Below are 17,712 nucleotides of genomic sequence, written 5' to 3' on the forward strand. Positions count from 1 at the left end.
CATGGCCGTCACGCTCACACCGAGCCCCGCGCCGGTGCTACCGGCCCGGCCCGTACGCGATCGACACCACAGTGGCGTCAGCCGCTGGGTGGTGCTCGCCCTGGTCACCCTCGGCGCGCTCGTCATGCTGGTGCCGTTCGCGTTCATGCTGCTCAACGCGTTCAAGTCGCCCGGCGACTACTCGTCGGGCGGCCCGCTGAGCTGGCCGACGGAGTTCTACACCAAGGGTCTGCGCACGTACTGGACCGAGGTCAACTTCCCGCTGAAGTTCTGGAACTCGGCGGTCATCGCCGGCTCCGTGGCGGTGCTCGGCGTCGCCGTGTCACTGCTCAACGCGTACGCGCTGGGCATCGGCCGGGTCCGGGGCCGGCTGTGGATCGTGGGTCTCTTCCTGCTGGCCAACATGCTGCCGCAGGAGGCGCTGATCTACCCGCTGTACTACGTGGCGAAGCAGGTCGGCCTCTACAACACCCAACTCTCGGTGATCATCATCTTCGCCGTGATCCAGAGCGCGTTCGGCACGTACCTGCTGGCCTCGGTGATGGGCACCTTCCCGCGTTCGCTGCTGGAGGCCGCCGCGCTCGACGGCGCCGGCAAGTGGACGGTGCTGTGGCGGGTGGTCTTCCCGAACCTGCGGCCCACCCTCGCGGTGCTGCTCATCTTCTTCTTCATCTGGACGTGGAACGAGTTCCTCATCCCGCTGGTCATGCTGATCGACAACCAGACGCAGACCATTCCGGTCGCGCTGGCGTCCTTGCAGGGCGACCGGCTGATGGACGCTCCGACCACCAACGCCGGCGCGCTGATCAGCCTGGTGCCGGCCATCCTCTTCTTCCTCATCTTCCAGCGCACTCTGGCGCGCGGCATCACGGCAGGAGCCGAGAAGTGAAGTTCACCGACGGGTACTGGCAGCTGCGCCCCGGCGTCAGCGTCCTGCGCCCCGGCACCGTGGAGTCGGTCGAGCCGGACGCGCGCGGCTTCACCGTCTTCGCACCGACCGGTCAGATCACCGGCCGCGGCGACACCCTGAACCGCCCCCTGGTCACCGTCCGGTTCTTCTCCCCCGCCCCCGGTGTCATCGGCGTGACCATCGCCCACCACACCGGCGGGCTGCCCCGCGAGCCGCACTTCGGGTTGAGCACCGACGACACGCACCCGGTCACCGTCGACGTCACCGGGCTCAGCGCGACGCTGACCACCGGCGAGCTGACCGCGCGGGTCGCGCTCATCGACGGGTGGCGGGTCGACTTCCTGCACGGCGACCGGCTGGTCACCGCGTCGACCGCCCGCAGCATCGGCGTCGTCACCGACGCCGATGGCCGCCGGCACGTACACGAACGGCTCGCCCTCGGCGTCGGCGAGACGGTGTACGGGTTGGGCGAGCGCTTCGGCCCGTTCGTGAAGAACGGGCAGACCGTCGACATCTGGAACGCCGACGGCGGCACCGCCAGCGAGCAGGCGTACAAGAACGTGCCGTTCTACCTGAGCAGCGCCGGCTACGGGGTCTTCGTCGACCACCCGGAGCACGTGTCGTTCGAGGTCGGCTCCGAGGTCGTGGCCCAGACCCAGTTCAGCGTCGAGGGCCAGTCGCTCACCTACTACGTCATCGACGGGCCCACTCCGAAGGACGTGCTGCGCCGCTACACCGCCCTCACCGGCCGCCCGGCCCGGGTCCCCGCCTGGTCGTACGGGCTCTGGTTGTCCACCTCGTTCACCACCTCGTACGACGAGAAGACGGTGACCGAGTTCGTCGACGGGATGGCCGAGCGGGGGCTGCCGCTGTCGGTGTTCCACTTCGACTGTTTCTGGATGCGCCAGTTCCACTGGGTCGACTTCATCTGGGACCCGGCGACCTTCCCCGATCCCGAGGGGATGCTGCGCCGGCTGCACGAGCGCGACCTGAAGGTGTGCGTCTGGATCAACCCGTACATCGCGCAGCGCTCGTACCTCTTCGAGGAGGGCCGCGCGGCCGGTTACCTGGTCCGCAACCCGGACGGTTCGGTCTGGCAGTGGGACAAGTGGCAGGCCGGCATGGCGCTCGTCGACTTCACCAACCCGGACGCGGTCCGCTGGTTCACCGGCAAACTCAAGGCCCTGCTGGACATGGGCGTCGACTGCTTCAAGACCGACTTCGGTGAGCGCATCCCGACCGACGTGGTGTGGCACGACGGCTCGGATCCGCAGCGGATGCACAACTACTACTCGTACCTCTACAACAAGGCGGTCTTCGAGCTGCTGGAGACCGAGCGCGGCGAGGGCGAGGCGGTGCTGTTCGCCCGCTCGGCCACCGCCGGCGGGCAGCAGTTCCCGGTGCACTGGGGTGGCGACTGCGAGTCGACGTTCGTCGCGATGGCCGAGTCGCTGCGCGGTGGGTTGTCCCTGTCGGCCTCCGGCTTCGGCTACTGGAGCCACGACATCGGCGGCTTCGAGGGCACTCCCGACCCGGCGGTGTTCAAACGCTGGGTCGCCTTCGGGCTGCTCTCCTCTCATTCGCGGCTGCACGGCTCCGGCTCGTACCGGGTGCCGTGGGCGTACGACGAGGAGGCCGTGGACGTGCTGCGGCACTTCACCCACCTCAAGCTCAGCCTGATGCCGTACCTGGCGGCCGCCGCCCAGGAGGCGCACCGCGACGGGACGCCGGTGATGCGCCCGATGTTCCTGGAGTTCCCGGACGACCCGGCCACGGCGCACCTGGACCGGCAGTACATGCTCGGCCCGGACGTGCTGGTCGCCCCGGTGCTCAGCGCCGACGGCGACGTCACCTACTACGTGCCCGCCGGCACCTGGACGCACCTGGTCACCGGCGCTCAGGTCACCGGCCCGGCCTGGCTGACCGAGAAGCACTGCTTCGACAGCCTGCCGGTGCTGGCCCGGCCGGGTGCGGTCATCCCGTTCGGCTCGCGCACCGACCGACCGGACTACGAGTGGGCCGACGATCTGCGGCTGCGGGTGTACGCACCGGCCGAGGGGCAACGGACCCGGGCACGGGTACCGTCACCCGGCAACGGGCCGGGCGCCGAGTTCGACGTGCGCTACGAGGGTGGGACGGCGAGCGCCGAACTGGTGGCCGGCACCTCGACGGGCTACATCTGCGAGATCCAGGGGACGCAACGATGACGCAACACCACTTCCCGGAGAGCTTCGTCTGGGGCTCGGCGACGGCCGCGTACCAGATCGAGGGCGCGGCGACCGAGGACGGGCGCGGACCGTCCATCTGGGACACCTACAGCCACACACCGGGTCGGACCCTCAACGGTGACACCGGTGACGTGGCCGCCGACCACTACCACCGGTGGGCCGACGACCTCGGGCACATCGCCGACCTCGGGCTGGACGCGTACCGGTTCTCCATCGCCTGGCCGCGGGTGCAGCCGGGCGGCTCGGGCGCCTTCAACCAGGCCGGCATCGACTTCTACTCCCGGCTGGTGGACGGGCTGCTGGAGCGGGGCGTCCGCCCGGTCGCCACCATGTACCACTGGGACCTGCCGCAGGAGTTGGAGGACGCCGGCGGGTGGGCGGCGCGGGAGACCGCGTTGCGCTTCCAGGAGTACGCGGCGGGCATCGTCGGCGCGCTGGGCGACCGGGTGCACACCTGGACGACGCTCAACGAGCCGTGGTGCTCCGCGTACCTGGGCTACGCCTCCGGTGTGCACGCGCCGGGTCGGACCGAACCGGCGGCGGCGCTGGCCGCGGTGCACCACCTCAACCTCGCGCACGGTCTGGCCGGTCGGGTGGTCCGGGAGCTGGCCCCGTCCGCCGAGCTGTCGGTGACGCTGAACCTGCACGTCATCCGGGGCGCGTCCGACTCGGCCGCCGACCAGGACGCGGTCCGGCGGATCGACGCGTTGGCGAACCGGGCGTTCCTCGGTCCGATGCTGGACGGGGAGTACCCGGCCGACCTGCTGGCCGACACCGCCTCCGTCACCGACTGGTCGTTCGTCCGCGAGGGCGACGAGAAGCTGATCGCGGTGCCGCTGGACGTGCTCGGGGTCAACTACTACTCCAGCACCCTGGTCCGGGCGTGGGACGGGGCGTCGGCCCGCTCCGACGCCGACGGGCACGGCGCGTCGACCTCCACGCCGTGGGTCGCCGCGGAGAACGTCGACTTCCTGCCGCAGCCCGGCCCGTACACGGCGATGGGGTGGAACATCGACCCGCCGGCGCTGACCGAGCTGCTGCTGCGGCTGCGGCGCGAATACCCCAACCAGCCCATGATGATCACCGAGAACGGCGCGGCGTTCGACGATGTGGTGTCGGCCGACGGCCGGATCCACGACGACCGGCGCATCGACTACCTGCGTCGGCACATCGGCGCGATGGCCGACGCCCGTGCGCAGGGTGCGGACGTGCGCGGCTACTTCGTCTGGTCGTTGCTGGACAACTTCGAGTGGGGCTACGGATACGACCGCCGCTTCGGCATCATCCGGGTCGACTACGACACCCAGGTACGCACCTGGAAGGACAGCGCCCACTGGTACCAGCGACTCGCCGCCACCGGTGAGCTGGACCAGGCGCAGGACTGACACCGACCGGTGGCGCGTCGCCGTCCCCGCCCGTCGAGGGCCGGGGGCGGCGACGCCGTTTCAGCGCCATGCCCGGCGGAACTCCGCGCGGACATTTGTCCAAGACATCCGAGCGACGGCCGGGCATCGTCGTCGCCATGAGCGAGTACGACGTCGCGCGGTCGCCGGCAATGCACGTGGTTCACGACGGTCCGCCGGGGGCGCCGCCGCTGTTGCTGATCCACGGATCGGGAATGTCGGGCGCCTCCTGGAATCCGGTGGTGCCGGCGCTCGCCGGCCACCACCACGTCATCCGGGTGGACCTCCCGGGCTGCGGCCGGTCGCCGGCCCCGCCGTCGTACGCGGTGCCCGACCAGGCGGACCGGGTGGCCGCGGTGCTCGACGACCTCGGCGTCCGGCCCGTCGTCGCACTCGGGCACTCCAGCGGCGGTTACATCGCCACCGCGCTCGCCGAACGACGCCCCGACCTGGTGCGCTCGCTCGCACTGGTCAGCACCGGCCCGAGTCCGGACGCGCTGCTTCCACAGCCGGCACTGCTCCGGGCCCTGCTGGCTCCACCGCTCGGACCGCTGCTCTGGGCGCGGCGAACGGACGCCATGATCCGCAGGGGGATCAGCGTCACCTGCGCCCGTCCGGTCGACGTTCCGGACGAGCTGGTCGGCGACCTGCGACACCTCACCTACCGCACGCTGAGGTCGGTGCTGCGCGCCTACGACACATACATCGCGCAGCGCAGCGTGCCCGAGCGCCTTGCCCCTCTCGACGTCCCGGTGCTGGTGGTCTTCGGCGGCGCCGACCCCCGCTGGGAGCCGTCGTCGGCGCACCGGTACGAGACGGTGCCGAAGGCGCGGGTCGAACTGCTGCCCGGCGTCGGACACGTACCCATGCTGGAAGAGCCCGAGGCGACCGGCCGGCTGCTGCTGGGCTTCACGGCAACGCCCGCGGACACCCCACCGACGACCCCGACCGCCTAGACTCGGCAGATGCGGCCGATGGGGACGACCCCGCTCGACTGGTCGTTGGTGGACGTGGTGGTCCCGCGCCCGTCGACCCGGTTGCCGGGGGTTCGCATGGCCGGGTTCCGGCACCGCGCCCGCGCACCGGTGGACATCGCCATGGTCGCGCACCCGTCGATCACCCTGATCGTCGACCTCTGTCAGGAGACGGGCCTCACCTACGCCGTGGACGGCCAGCCCAGACATGGCAGCGCCGTCGTCGGCCTGCTTCCCGGCGACCTCCGGGCAACCGGCCGGGGGTTCGGCGAGTGCCTCCAGATCCGGTTGGAGCCGGTCGTCGCTGCCGCCGTGCTCGGCGCGTCCAGGGAGATCTGCGGGGCGGTGGTCTCCCTCGACGACGTCTGGGGCCGCGACGCCGAACGCACGGAGGCCCGGCTACGTGCCACCGCGTCCTGGGACAAACGGTTCGCCATCGCCACCGAGATCCTCGCCCGGCGGCTGGACGCTCGCCGACCGGCCGATCCGGAGGTCACCCACGCCTGGCGGCGGACCCGCACCAGCCGGGGCCGGGTACGGGTCGACAGCCTGGCCGACGAGGTCGGCTGGAGCCGCAAACGCCTGCTGTCCCGCTTCCGCTCCCAGGTGGGCATCACACCCAAACGCGCCGCCCGCCTGGTGCGGTTCGACCACGCCGTGCACCTGCTGGCCGCCGGCCACTGCGCCGCGACGGTCGCCACCGAGAGTGGCTTCGTCGACCAGTCACACCTGCACCGCGACGTGGTGGAGTTCGCCGGGCAGACGCCCACAGCGGTGGCCGCCGCGCCGTGGCTCGCCATCGACGACGTGGCGTGGCCCGCCCGCTAGACCCCGACGCGCTGCGGCGGGACGGTGAGCCCGTACATCTCCATCAGCTCCGGGGTGTCGACCCGGCTGCCGTCGGCCACCGAGTCGCAGGCGATGTCGACGATCTGGTCCTTGTGCGCCAACAGGTACGGCCGGGCGCCGACGTCGGCGCTGGCCAGGGTGGCGATGCCGGGCCAGTGCCGGCGGCCGAACAACATCGGGTAGCCGCGCAGCCCATCGTAGGTGGCGCAGACCAGCACGTCCGGGTACGGCAGCGCGGCCACCCGGCTGACCGCCGCGGCGGTCAGGCCCGGCATGTCGACCGGCACCACCACCACCGCCTCGATCCCCTCGTCGTCCATCGCGGCCAGGCCGGCCCGGATGGACGAGCCGACCCCGGTGCCCCACGCCTTGTTGATCACAACGGTCGCCTTGGCCAGGTCGGCGGTCTCCTGGACCTGCTCGGCGGCAGCGCCCAGGACGACCACGATCCGCTCGCAGCCCGCCTCGGTCATCGTGTCGATCATCTGATTCACCAGGGGCTTGTCGCCCTGGTGCAGCAGCGCCTCGGGACCACCGATCCGTCGTCCCCCGCCTGCGGCGATGATCATTCCTGCGATCCCGTTCAGCTGCGCCCCCTCAAGCATGGGAGCGACCGCGACCGATCCGCCCCCTCCTACGGACACTGCAACGAGGAGCGCCAGCCAGGGGTGGCGGGGCGAAAAGGAGAAATAGCACAACCGTTATACACCGGACCCGCAGCCGATCCGCCCCGCTTCCGCTCCCGTGGCGAGCCGTTGATCAAGAGATGAGAAAGAGGTCGGGAGGGCTCCGGGAGCCTACTTCCGGCCACTGGATCATGGCGGGAGTGGCGGTCAGGCCGCGTCGGCGTAACAGTCGACGATGGACAGGTCCAGTGGGAACCGGACCGGCGTCGCGCCGAAGAGCAACGCGGAGGCGCGCTCACCCGACCGGTTGACGGCCTCGGCGACCGCGTCCGCCTGATCGGCCGGCGCGTGCACGACCACCTCGTCGTGCTGGAAGAAGACCAGCTCGGCGTCGCTGCCGGACAGCTCCGTGCGCAGCGTGGCCAGCAACGTGGAGGCCCACTCCGCCGCCGTGGCCTGGATGACGAAGTTGCGGGTGAAGCGCCCCCGGGACCGGGCGGCACGCGCCCGCGGACTGTGCGGATCACCCGCCGCCTCCGGATCGGCGGGCTCCTCGTCGGAATCACCGAACCCGACCGAGCCGGGCGGGCACGTCCGCCCCAGCCACGACCGCACCAACCCACCCGTCTCACCGGTACGCGCCGCCGCCTCGACGTAACCGAACGCCGTCGGATAGCTGCGCTTCAGCACCGCCAACGCGGGCACCGCGGCCCCGCCGGTCTGCCCGTACATCGCGCCGAGCAGGGCCACCTTTGCCTTGGCCCGGTCACCGCCGAACGCATCCCGGGCCAGGGCCGCGTAGAGGTCGCCGGCACCACCCGCCGCCGCCAACCGCTCGTCGCCGGAGACCGCGGCCAGCACCCGGGGCTCCAACTGGCCGGCGTCGGCGACCACCAACCGCCAGCCCGGATCGGCCACCACCGCCCGTCGGATCACCTTGGGAATCTGCAACGCGCCACCACCCCGGGTGGCCCACCGGCCGGAGACGACACCAGCCGGCACGTACTCCGGTTGGAACCGGCCGCCCCGTGCCCACTGATCGAGCCAGGACCAGCCGTGCGCCGTCCAGATCCGGTACAGCTCCTTGTATTCCAGCACCAGCGGCACCGCCGGATGGTCCACCCCGCGCAGCACCCAGGCCCGCGTGTTGGGCAGCTCCACCCCGGCCCGGGCGAACGCCTTCAGCAGCTCCGCCGGGGAGTCGGCGTGCAGACCGCGTACGCCGAGCGCGTCGGCGATCCGGGCGGCCAGCTCGGCGAGTCGGCGGGGCGGACCACCGACCGGGGACGCCTCGCCGAGCAGCTCGTGCAGGATCTCGTTGTGCACGTCGGCCCGCCAGGGCAGCCCGGCGACACCCATCTCCGCCGCGACCAGCGCGCCGGCCGACTCCGCGGCCACCAGCAACCGGAACCGGCCGGGGTGCTCGGTCGCGGCGACGCGGGTGAGCTGGTCGGCGTACACCTGGATCAGTGCCTCGATGCCCGGCCCCGGCGGACCGGGCAGGGTGTCGAAGAGCGCGCCCTGCCCGTGCCCGGGAGGCGCCGCGACGCGCGGCGGCGGGTCGGGCGGCACCGCCGCGCCGGTCAGCCGGGCCCAGGCGGCGGCCAGCGAGCGGGGCTCACCCCACCGGCCCACGTGCCCGAGCAGCAACGCCTCGGTCAACTCCACGTCATGACACCGATCGACCCGGACGCCGGCGCGCAGCAGCGTCGGGTAGATCGCGGTGGCGGTCGACCAGACCCAGCGCGGGTGCTCGGCGGCCTCGCGGGCGGCGATCGCGGCGACCAGATCGGTGACGACCTCGGGCGCGCCGCTCGGCCGGCCGGTGGCGTCCAGCGGGCACAGCACTCCCCCACCCCGCTCGTCGGACACCACCGCCACCAGCACGAACGTGATTCTGCCTCTCCCGTCCGACAGGAACGGAGGCGCACCTCACCGTCGTCGGGCCGGTGGGCTGTCGGGGCCGGTCGGTAGCGTGATCGGGTGCCTGTCCAGATCCCGCATCCCGATCCCGGCACCCCCGACGCCCGCGGTCCGATGCGCTACCTGTGGTGGCTCGTCCGCTGCCAACCCTGGCGGGTGCTGCGCGGCAGCCTGATCGGCACGGCCTGGATGATCGGGCTCTCGGCCCGGCCCTATCTGATCGCCCGCGCCGTCGACGACGGGCTGCGCGAACGCGACACCCGGGCCCTGGCGCTCTGGGTAGCGGCCATCGTCGTCGCGGGCGTGGCCCTGTCCTACCTGGGCATCATGCGGCACCGCACGATGACCTTCATCCGGGAGGACGCCAAGGCCCGCTCGGCGGAGGTTCTGCTGCGCCACCTGTCCCGCATCGGCGCGGTGCTGCCCCGGCGGGTCGGGGCGGGTGAGGTGTCCACCATCGGCGGCTCCGACATCGACTGGACGGCACAGGTGCTGACGCTGACCGGGCCCGGCGTCGGCGCTGTCATCGCGTACGCGGTGATCGCCGTGGTGCTCTGGTCGGTCTCCCCGATGCTCGCGCTCTGCGTGCTGGTGGGGGTGCCGGTGGTCGGTCTGATCGTGGGGCCGCTGTTGCGCCGCCTGGAACAGGTCGAATCGGTCTACCGTCGGCAACAGGGCGCGCTCACCGCCCGATCCGGTGACATCGTGGCCGGGCTGCGGGTGCTCGCCGGGGTGGGCGGCCGGGACCTGTTCGCCCGGCGGTACGCGGCCCGGTCCCAGGAGCTGCGCGCCGAGGGCTACCGGGTCGGCGCGGTCAACAGCTGGATCGACGCGGCGACCGTCGCCATCCCCGGGCTGTTCCTGGCGGCGGTGGTGTGGCTGACGGCCCGGATGGCGGTGACCGGCGACGTCACGATCGGCGAGTTGGTCGCCGTCTACGGCTACGTGGCGACCCTGATCGTGCCGGTCTGGTTTCTGCTGGAGGGCAGCCACCAGCTCATTCGCGGCCGGGTGGCCGCCCGACGGATCGCCGACCTGCTCAACGTGACACCGGACGACGTCGGCGGCCCGGGCCGCCGGTGGCCGGGCGCCGTGCCCGAGGCACGCCGGCCGGACGACCTGACCGGGCCGGCCGACCCGGCCGACCTGCACGACCCGGTGACCGGCCTGACCGTACGCGCCGGCCACCTGACCGGGGTGGCGGCGGACGACCCGGCGGCAGCCGTGGCGTTGGCCGACCGGCTCGGCCGGTACGTCGCCAGCGACGTCACCTGGGGCGGTGTGCCGCTGCGCGACGTCGCCCTGGACGAGGTCCGGGCGCGGATCCTCGTCGCCGACCACGACTCCTACCTCTTCGCCGGCACCCTGCGTGACATCCTGCGCGCCGGGGCCGACGACGACGATGACGATGACGATGACGAACGGATCGACGCGGCCCTGCGGACCGCCTCCGCGCAGGACGTCGTCGACGCCCTGCCCGCCGGGCTGGACACCCCGATCGACGCCCGAGGCCGGACGCTGTCCGGCGGTCAACGCCAACGGCTGCGCCTGGCCCGGGCGTTGCGCAGCGAACCGGAGGTGCTGATCCTCGTCGATCCGACGTCGGCGGTGGACGCGCACACCGAGGCGCGGATCGCCGAGCGGCTGCGGGCCGCGCGGGCCGGGCGGACCACAGTGGTGATCGCCGCGTCGCCGCTGCTGCTCGGCCGGGCCGACGTGGTCGCGCTGGTGAGCGCCGGCCGGGTCACCGCCACCGGCAACCACGCCGACCTGCTCGACGACGACCCGGCCTACCGGCACCTGGTGGCCCGTGGCAGCGAGGAGGCGTACCGGTGAGCCGGCTGCCGGTCGCCGACCGTGGCACCGTACGCCGGGCCCTGCGGGACATGATCAGTCGGCACCGGCGTGCCGTCGGGTTCGTGCTGGCGCTGCACAGCGCCGCCGCGGTCGCCGGGCTCGCCCCGCCGTGGCTGCTCGGCACCATCGTCGACCGGGTCACCGCGGGCGCGGGCGTGGCGACCGTGGACCGGCTGGCACTGGCCATCGCCGGCTGCGTCGTGGTCAGCGCGCTGCTCTCCCGGTACGCCCAGTACGCCGGCCACCGCTTCGGCGAACGGGCCGTCGCCGAACTGCGCGAGGAGTTCGTCTCCCGGACTCTCGGGCTGCCCGTCTCGGTCGTCGAGCGTGCCGGCTCCGGGGACCTGGCCACCCGCAGCTCGGTCGACGTGTCGACGGTCGGCACCACCGTCCGGGACGTGGTGCCCACCATCGTCATCGCCACGGTGCAGTTGACGTTGCTGTTCGGGGCCGTCTTCCTGCTGCACCCGCTGCTCGGGTTGGCCGCGCTGGCCGGGCTCCCGTCGATCGTGGCGGTGACCCGCTGGTACCTGCGCCGGGCCAGCTCCGCGTACCTCACCGAAGGCGCGGCGGCGGCCGAGCTGACCGAGACGCTGACCACCACCGCCGAGGGCGCGCGCACCGTGGAGGCGCTGCGGCTGGCCGACGACCGGGTCCGGCACGGCACCACCCGCGTCACAGCCGTGTGGCGGGCCCGTCGGGCGACCCTCGCGCTGCGTACGGTGTTCTTCTCGGTCGTCGAGGCCAGCTATCCGCTGCCGGTCGCCATGGTCCTGCTCGTCGGGGGCTACCTGCTCTCCCGGGACATGGTGTCGCTCGGCGCGGTGGTCGCCGCCGCGCTCTACCTGCAACAGGCGATCGACCCGTTGGACCGGCTGTTGCAGTGGACCGAGCAGGCGCAACGCGGCTTCGCGTCGTACGCGCGACTGCTCGGCGTGGGCATGGTCCCGCCGGAAGCTCCCGGCACGAACGCCTCGTCACGGGGTGAGCGGCTGGTCGTCAGCGGCGCCCGGTTCTCCTACTCCGACGGGCCGGACGTGCTGCACGGCATCGACCTGGAGGTGCAGCCCGGTGAGCGGCTGGCCGTCGTCGGCCCGTCCGGCGCCGGCAAGTCCACCCTGGCCCGGCTGCTGGCGGGGATCGACGCGCCACGCGATGGTTCTGTCACCATCGGCGGCTGCCCGATCACCGACCTCGACCCGGCCGAGCGACGCCGCCGGATCGCCCTGGTCACCCAGGAGCACCACGTCTTCATCGGCTCGGTACGCGACAACCTCTCCTTCGCCGCGCCCGACGCCTCCGACGACCAGATGCGCGCCGCGCTGCTCACCGTGGGCGCCGAGTGGTTCGCCGAGTTCCCCGCCGACCTGGACACCCAGCTCGGCGACGGGGCCCGTCAACTCGGCGCGGCCGAGGCCCAACAGCTCGCGCTGGCCCGGTTGGTGCTCGCCGACCCGCACACGCTGATCCTGGACGAGGCCACCGCCGCGCTCGACCCGTCCACCGCCCGCCGGACCGAACGCGCGCTGGCCGCCGTGCTGGTCGGTCGGACCGTCATCGCGATCGCGCACCGGCTCAACACCGCGCACGACGCCGACCGGGTCGCCGTGCTCGCTGACGGGCGGATCACCGAGATCGGCAGCCACGACGAGCTGGTCGCGGCCGGCGGGGCGTACGCGGCCCTGTGGCGCTCCTGGCACACCCGCGTCGACGAGCGGTGAGGCGTCCTACTTCACCGCTCCGGAGGTGAGGCCGGCCTGGATCTGACGCTGGAAGACCGCGTACACGATGATCATCGGAAGGATGGCGATGGTCAGCGCGGCGAACAGCCCGGACCAGTCCGCCTCGTAGCCGGCGTTGACGGAGATGTCGGCGATGCCCTGGGTGAGCACCCACTTGTCCTTGGCGTTGGAGAGCAGCACCAACGGCAGCTGGTACTGCGCCCACTGGCCGATGATGTTGAAGATCGCCACGCTGATCAGACCCGGCTTCGCCATCGGCATCATCACCTGGAAGAACAGCCGGGTGTGCGAGCAGCCGTCGATCATCCCCGCCTCGGCCACCGACGACGGCAGCGTCTTGAAGAACGCGGCCAGGAAGAACACGGTGAACGGCAACGAGTACGCCGCGTAGACCAGGACCACGCCGGTGTGGGTGTCGAGCAGACCGAGGTTCTTCACCACGAAGAAGAGCGGCACCAGGGCCAGGAAGACCGGGAAGGCCAACCCGGAGACGAACAGGTAGTAGACCGCCCGGTTGCCCCAGAACTTGTAACGGGCCAGCACGTACGCGGCCATCGAACCGAGCAGCATGGTGAGGAACGTGCTGCACGACACCACGATCACGCTGTTGATGAAGTAACGGCCGACGTGCGCCTTGGTCCAGGCCCGCCCGAAGTTCTCCCACCGCAGCTCGGCCGGGAGCGTCCACGGGCTGCTGAAGATCTCGCTGGTGTTCTTGAACGCGGCCAGGAAGGTCCAGAGGATCGGCACGATGACGATCACCGCCCACACGGCGAGCGCGACGTGCCCCAGGCCGGCGAAGAGCCGTACCTCCGAGCGGGGGTCCTTGCGCCCCGGCCCGGCGGGGGCGGACGGGTCGCCGGTCTTCGGCGGCAGCGCGGCCGGGGTCGGCGGCAGCGTCGACTGCGGATTCATCAGTACTCCACGCTTTCCCGCTTGGTGAGCCGCAGCGTCAGCGCCGCGAACGTGAGGGTGAGGAAGAACAGCGCCACGCCCATCGCCGAGGCGTAGCCGTACTTCGAGTAGACGAACGCGTTGCGGTAGATCTCCATGGCCAGCACGGTGGTGGCGCCGTCCGGGCCGCCACCGTCCACCGAGAGCACCGCCACGATGGCGAACGCGTCGAACGCCGCGATCCCGAGGTACACCCAGGCCACCTGGAGCGTGTCCCACAGCAGCGGCAGGGTGACCCGGAAGAACAGCGTCACCCTCGTCGCCCCGTCCATCTCGGCGGCCTCGTAGATCTCACCGGGGATGGAGGCCATCCCCGCCGAGAAGAGCACCACGTAGAAGCCGACCGCCTGCCAGATCAGCACCGCGAGGATCGACCAGAGCGCCAGGCTCGGCTTGACCAGGAAGAGGATCGGCTCGATGCCGAACTTCATCAACACACCGTTGATCAGGCCGGACTCGTTCGGCCGGTACACCATCTGGAACAACACCGCGATGATGGCCACCGCCAGGACCTGGGGGAAGAAGAACACCACCCGGTAGAACTTCGCCCCCCAGACCCCCTGGCGTTGACCACCGCTGCTCTTGCCGCCCACGTTGAGCAGGAAGGAGAAGAACAACGCGATGGCAATGGTGATCAGCGGCAGGGCAAGCAGCAGTACGCCGTGGTGCTGGACCGCCTTCCAGAAGGCCCCGTCGTCGAGCAACCTCCGGTAGTTGTCGAAGCCCACCCACTGCGGGGCGGACAGCCCCCGCCAGTTGGTCATCGAGATCTGGAACGCCTGCGCGTACGGCCAGATCACGAATGTCACGTACAGCGCGACCGGGGCGAACAGGAACCCGATCACGAATGGATACTTGCCGTGCCGCATGACCCTAGCTCCGATCGATCAGCGCTTGAACTTGGTGACGGAGCTGTCCTTCTTGATGGCGTCGGCGCGCTTCTGGATCCGCTCCACGAAGGCGTCGGCGTTGATCCGGCCGAACATCAGCTCGTTGGTGGCGGTACGCGCCTCCGTGTCGAGCTCCTTGTACCAGCCGTCGAAGTACAGGTTGAACACGTCCTGGCCGGCCGCCTTGAGCGCGGCCTGCGAGCTGGCCACACCGGGCGGGAAGGCGAAGCCCTCCGAGCCCGCGGTGACGACGGTCGGGGCCTTGACCACCTCGGTGAAGCCCTTCGCGCCCGCCTTCGACAGCATCTGACGCATGTACTCCAGGCCACCCTTGGGGTTCTTGCTCTTGGCCGAGACGAAGTAGCCCTCACCGGCGGTGGCGCGCAGCGCGGTGGCCGGCAGCTTGTCCGACGCGGTCAGGCTCGGCACCGGCATGAGCTGGTAGTCGAAGCCGGCCGGGGTGTCCTTCTTCTGCTCGCCCTCCAGCCAGTCACCACTGGGGTACAGGGCCACCTTGTACTGGTTCTGCCGAAGCTGCACGTCGGTGTGCTTGAGGCCCTCGAAGCTCTTGTCGCTGAACTTCGCCCCGACCTCGGCCCACGCCGCGGCCGCCTGCTTCACGGCGTCCTGCTTCCAGGCGCCGTCCTCCAGGTTGTCGATGTTCTTCAGCACGTCCGTGCCGCCGATCTTGGCGGCCTGGGTGAGGATCACGTTCCACTGGTAGTAGGCCGCGTTCGCACCGGCGTAGCCGTACGGGGTGATGCCCTTGGCCTTGATGTTGGTGAGCAGGGTCATGAACTCGTCCCAGGTCTTCGCCGGGGCCCAGCCATTGTCCTTGAACAGCTTCGCCGAGTACCAGATGCCGAAGACCGTGGAGACGTAGTACAGGACGAACGGCTTGCCGTTGAACGAACCCGCCTCGATGGTGCCGGGCACGACGGTGTCGCGGACCTTCTTGCTCGGGTCGTCGACCGACGGCGCGTCCCACAGCTCGGTGAGGTCCTGGAGCTGACCGTCGGCGACGAGCGAACCGAAGTCGATCAGCTTCTCGCCCGAGTTGTTGACGAACTCCGGCGGGTTGCCGGAGGCGAAGCGCGGCTGGAGCACGGTGGAGACGGCCTGGGTGGCCTGGTGCTTGACCTCGGCCTTGGGGAACGCCTTCTTGTACAGCGGCTCGTGCACGTCGGTGGCGTACTTCTCGCCGTAGCCACCGTTGAAGATGACCACCTCGATCGCGGCGTCCTCCTTGACGCCCAGCGGGTTCGCCTCGCTCTTGGTGCCGCCGGCGACCTGCTCGTTGTCACCGTCACTGCCGCTGGTGGCGCAAGCGCCGAGCAGGCCGATGGCCGGAGTGGCGAGCATGCCCACGGCGGCGGCGCGACGCAGGACCGTGCGACGGTCGAGTGCGGCCGGGTGTTCGGGGGTAATCGACATCGTCGTCTCTCCTTGTGAAATTCGGGTCATGCGGTACGCCGGAGACGTCCGGCGTACCGCGACTCGAGGGCGAGGTTGTGCTCGTCCCCGCCGGGGACGTTGGCGGAGAGGTAGATAGGGGGTACCTCCCCGGCCTGGTGGAACCGTCGTACGACCTCCGCGGTCAGCAACTGCGCCAGCAGCGCCGTCGTGACCGAGGAAACCGCACAGACCGCGCCGCCGCCCTCGAGCGGCAGCAGTGCATCGCCGTACGGCGCGCCGTTGTCCAGCACGACGTCGGCGAGGTCGGCGAGCCGGTGTCCGGACGGGTGCCGTGGCGCCACCCGCGCGGTGTGCTCGACCGACGTGACCGCGATCAACGGGTGACCGCGCTCGGTGACCAGCGCCGCCAGCTCGACCACCGAGCCGTTGATGCCGGACTGGGACGCCACCACGAACACGTCGCGCGGCTGGGGCGCCGCGAGCGCGTAGATCTGGTGGGCGATGGAGGGATCACGTTCCAGCTTGGGGTCGGCGAGCACGTCACGCGGGGCGTCACCGTGCATCACCAGATCCCGTACCGAGAGCCGGTTGGTGGGGACCAGCCCGCCGGCCCGGGCGACCAGCTCGGCGGCGAACGCCTCCGAGTGCCCGGCACCGAACGCCTGGAGTACGCCGCCGTCACGCAGGCTGTCGGCGATCAGGTCGGCGGCCCGGGTGATCCCGTCGGCCTCCGAGTCGAGCAGCCGGTCGAGCACCGGGCGGACGGCCTCCGCGTACCCCTGTGCGCTGATCATGAGAGGGCTCCCTTCGCTGCCTTGTGCCCGTCGACGGCCTGCGCTGTCCGCCGGAATGCCGCGTGCGCGCGGTCGTGCGTGCGTTGGGCGACGGCGATGTAGAGCAGGTCGAGCACCACCAGTTGGGGGTGCCGGGCGGAGAGCGCGTCCGGCCGGAAGGTGGTCGCCTGGCTGGCCGTGAGCAGGACGATGTCGGCCAGCTCGGCCAACGGGGAGCGAGGGAAGCCGGTGAGCGCCAGCGTGGTGGCGCCCCGGCTGCCCGCCTCGGCGAGCATCTCGATCGTCTCCCGGGTCTGCCCGGTGTGCGAGATGCCGAGCGCCACGTCCCCCGAGCGCAGCAGCGCGGCGCTGGCCAGCCCCTCGTGCACGTCGTTCCACGCCCACGCCGCCACACCGATGCGGTGCAGGCTGAACTGCATCTCCTCACCGACCAGGGCGCTGCCGCTGGCACCGAAGATGTTCACCCTGTTGGCGCCGGCGATCGCCACTGCGGCCCGCTCCACCTCGGTGAGGTCGAGCAGGGTGGCGGTGTCGTGCATGGCCCGGGTGTCGGCGGCCATGATCTGGTCGAGCACCCGGGCCAGCGGGTCGCTCGGCTGGATCTCGCGTCCGATGTCGACGGTCCAACCGGCGGAGCGGGCCCGGCCGGTCTCGGAGGCGATGCCCAGTCGCAGGTCGGCGTACCCCTCGAAGCCCATCGCCCGGCAGAACCGGGTGATGGTCGCCGGTGAGGTGCCACTGCGCTCGGCCAGTTCGACGATCGTGGAGCGGGCGGCGGCCTCCGGGTCGCTGAGCACGTGCTCGGCGACCCGACGCAGGGCGCCGGTCAACTCGCCGAGCCCGTTGCGAACCCGGGCCAACACCCCGTCGGAGGCCAACGTCCGTCGCTCGATCACGTCGGCGTCGACCACCGCGGTCCCCGCGGTGGTGTCCACCTCGTGATCAACCATGAGACGCCTCTGCTTTCCGAAAAGACTGTTAACTGTTAGTGGTAAAAGTTCTTACTGAACGACCCTCTGTGTCAAGACTGTGGGCGAAGTTTTCAAACTGTTACCTGCCGCACAGCCCTCCACGCTCGCCGCAACTTGCCCTGCACGACCCCGCCGACCAGCATGAACAAGCCAGAACGCCGTTCCGCGCAAGGAG

General features: G+C 71.2%; 14 protein-coding genes. 7 read left to right on the top strand and 7 right to left on the bottom strand.

The window, feature by feature from the left end:
• Nucleotide 1 precedes the first annotated feature (1 nt).
• The 5 genes from AB0877_RS12650 to AB0877_RS12670 all read left to right on the top strand — a co-directional run bounded on the left by AB0877_RS12650 (nucleotide 2) and on the right by AB0877_RS12670 (nucleotide 6,343).
• A complete protein-coding gene (locus AB0877_RS12650; RefSeq protein WP_366608692.1) occupies nucleotides 2-889 on the top strand; it encodes a carbohydrate ABC transporter permease in 888 nt (295 codons plus the stop codon).
• On the top strand, nucleotides 886-3,117 hold the full coding sequence (gene yicI, locus AB0877_RS12655) for an alpha-xylosidase (RefSeq protein WP_366608693.1): 2,232 nt from the start codon (nucleotides 886-888) through the stop codon (nucleotides 3,115-3,117). The genes AB0877_RS12650 and yicI overlap by 4 nt, the downstream gene beginning before the upstream one ends.
• Entirely contained in the window at nucleotides 3,114-4,523 is a 1,410-nt protein-coding gene (locus AB0877_RS12660; protein WP_366608694.1) for a GH1 family beta-glucosidase, read from the top strand. The genes yicI and AB0877_RS12660 overlap by 4 nt, the downstream gene beginning before the upstream one ends.
• 137 nt (nucleotides 4,524-4,660) lie before the next feature.
• Nucleotides 4,661-5,497, top strand: coding sequence for an alpha/beta hydrolase (locus tag AB0877_RS12665; protein WP_366608695.1), 837 nt, complete (start codon nucleotides 4,661-4,663; stop codon nucleotides 5,495-5,497).
• A 9-nt stretch (nucleotides 5,498-5,506) separates the two neighbouring features.
• Nucleotides 5,507-6,343: a helix-turn-helix domain-containing protein gene (locus tag AB0877_RS12670; protein WP_366608696.1), complete on the top strand. Its 837-nt coding sequence runs from the start codon at nucleotides 5,507-5,509 to the stop codon at nucleotides 6,341-6,343.
• On the opposite strand, the gene AB0877_RS12675 is transcribed toward AB0877_RS12670, so the two are convergent.
• Nucleotides 6,340-6,933: a nucleotidyltransferase family protein gene (locus AB0877_RS12675; RefSeq protein WP_366608697.1), complete on the bottom strand. Its 594-nt coding sequence runs from the start codon at nucleotides 6,931-6,933 to the stop codon at nucleotides 6,340-6,342. The genes AB0877_RS12670 and AB0877_RS12675 overlap by 4 nt on opposite strands.
• 264 nt (nucleotides 6,934-7,197) lie before the next feature.
• On the bottom strand, nucleotides 7,198-8,907 hold the full coding sequence (locus AB0877_RS12680; RefSeq protein WP_366608735.1) for a bifunctional 3'-5' exonuclease/DNA polymerase: 1,710 nt from the start codon (nucleotides 8,905-8,907) through the stop codon (nucleotides 7,198-7,200).
• A 120-nt stretch (nucleotides 8,908-9,027) separates the two neighbouring features.
• Between AB0877_RS12680 and AB0877_RS12685 the strand changes: the two genes are divergently transcribed.
• Together AB0877_RS12685 and AB0877_RS12690 are read left to right on the top strand one after the other, a co-directional pair.
• The gene (locus AB0877_RS12685) at nucleotides 9,028-10,749 is read left to right on the top strand and encodes an ABC transporter ATP-binding protein (protein WP_366608736.1); all 1,722 of its coding nucleotides are present in this window, start codon (nucleotides 9,028-9,030) and stop codon (nucleotides 10,747-10,749) included.
• Between the two features lie 50 nt (nucleotides 10,750-10,799).
• Nucleotides 10,800-12,491 carry an ABC transporter ATP-binding protein gene (locus AB0877_RS12690; RefSeq protein WP_366608737.1) on the top strand — a complete coding sequence of 564 codons (1,692 nt, stop codon included), beginning with the start codon at nucleotides 10,800-10,802 and terminating at the stop codon, nucleotides 12,489-12,491.
• Nucleotides 12,492-12,497: 6 nt separating this feature from the next.
• On the opposite strand, the gene AB0877_RS12695 is transcribed toward AB0877_RS12690, so the two are convergent.
• Genes AB0877_RS12695 through AB0877_RS12715 form a run of 5 tightly spaced genes read right to left on the bottom strand, consistent with a single transcriptional unit; the run spans nucleotide 12,498 to nucleotide 17,516 of the window.
• Complete coding sequence (locus AB0877_RS12695) at nucleotides 12,498-13,427, bottom strand: carbohydrate ABC transporter permease (RefSeq protein WP_366608698.1); 930 nt, start codon at nucleotides 13,425-13,427, stop codon at nucleotides 12,498-12,500.
• Nucleotides 13,427-14,335: a sugar ABC transporter permease gene (locus AB0877_RS12700; protein ID WP_366608699.1), complete on the bottom strand. Its 909-nt coding sequence runs from the start codon at nucleotides 14,333-14,335 to the stop codon at nucleotides 13,427-13,429. The genes AB0877_RS12695 and AB0877_RS12700 overlap by 1 nt, the downstream gene beginning before the upstream one ends.
• 18 nt (nucleotides 14,336-14,353) lie before the next feature.
• Nucleotides 14,354-15,790: an N-acetylglucosamine/diacetylchitobiose ABC transporter substrate-binding protein gene (gene ngcE, locus AB0877_RS12705; RefSeq protein ID WP_366608700.1), complete on the bottom strand. Its 1,437-nt coding sequence runs from the start codon at nucleotides 15,788-15,790 to the stop codon at nucleotides 14,354-14,356.
• 26 nt (nucleotides 15,791-15,816) lie between these two features.
• Nucleotides 15,817-16,566 carry an SIS domain-containing protein gene (locus tag AB0877_RS12710; protein WP_366608701.1) on the bottom strand — a complete coding sequence of 250 codons (750 nt, stop codon included), beginning with the start codon at nucleotides 16,564-16,566 and terminating at the stop codon, nucleotides 15,817-15,819.
• Nucleotides 16,563-17,516 carry a MurR/RpiR family transcriptional regulator gene (locus AB0877_RS12715; protein WP_366608702.1) on the bottom strand — a complete coding sequence of 318 codons (954 nt, stop codon included), beginning with the start codon at nucleotides 17,514-17,516 and terminating at the stop codon, nucleotides 16,563-16,565. Before AB0877_RS12715 ends, AB0877_RS12710 begins: the two co-directional genes overlap by 4 nt.
• Nucleotides 17,517-17,712: the final 196 nt, after the last annotated feature.

The organism is Micromonospora sp. NPDC047644 (assembly GCF_040704315.1).
GTDB lineage: Bacteria > Actinomycetota > Actinomycetes > Mycobacteriales > Micromonosporaceae > Micromonospora.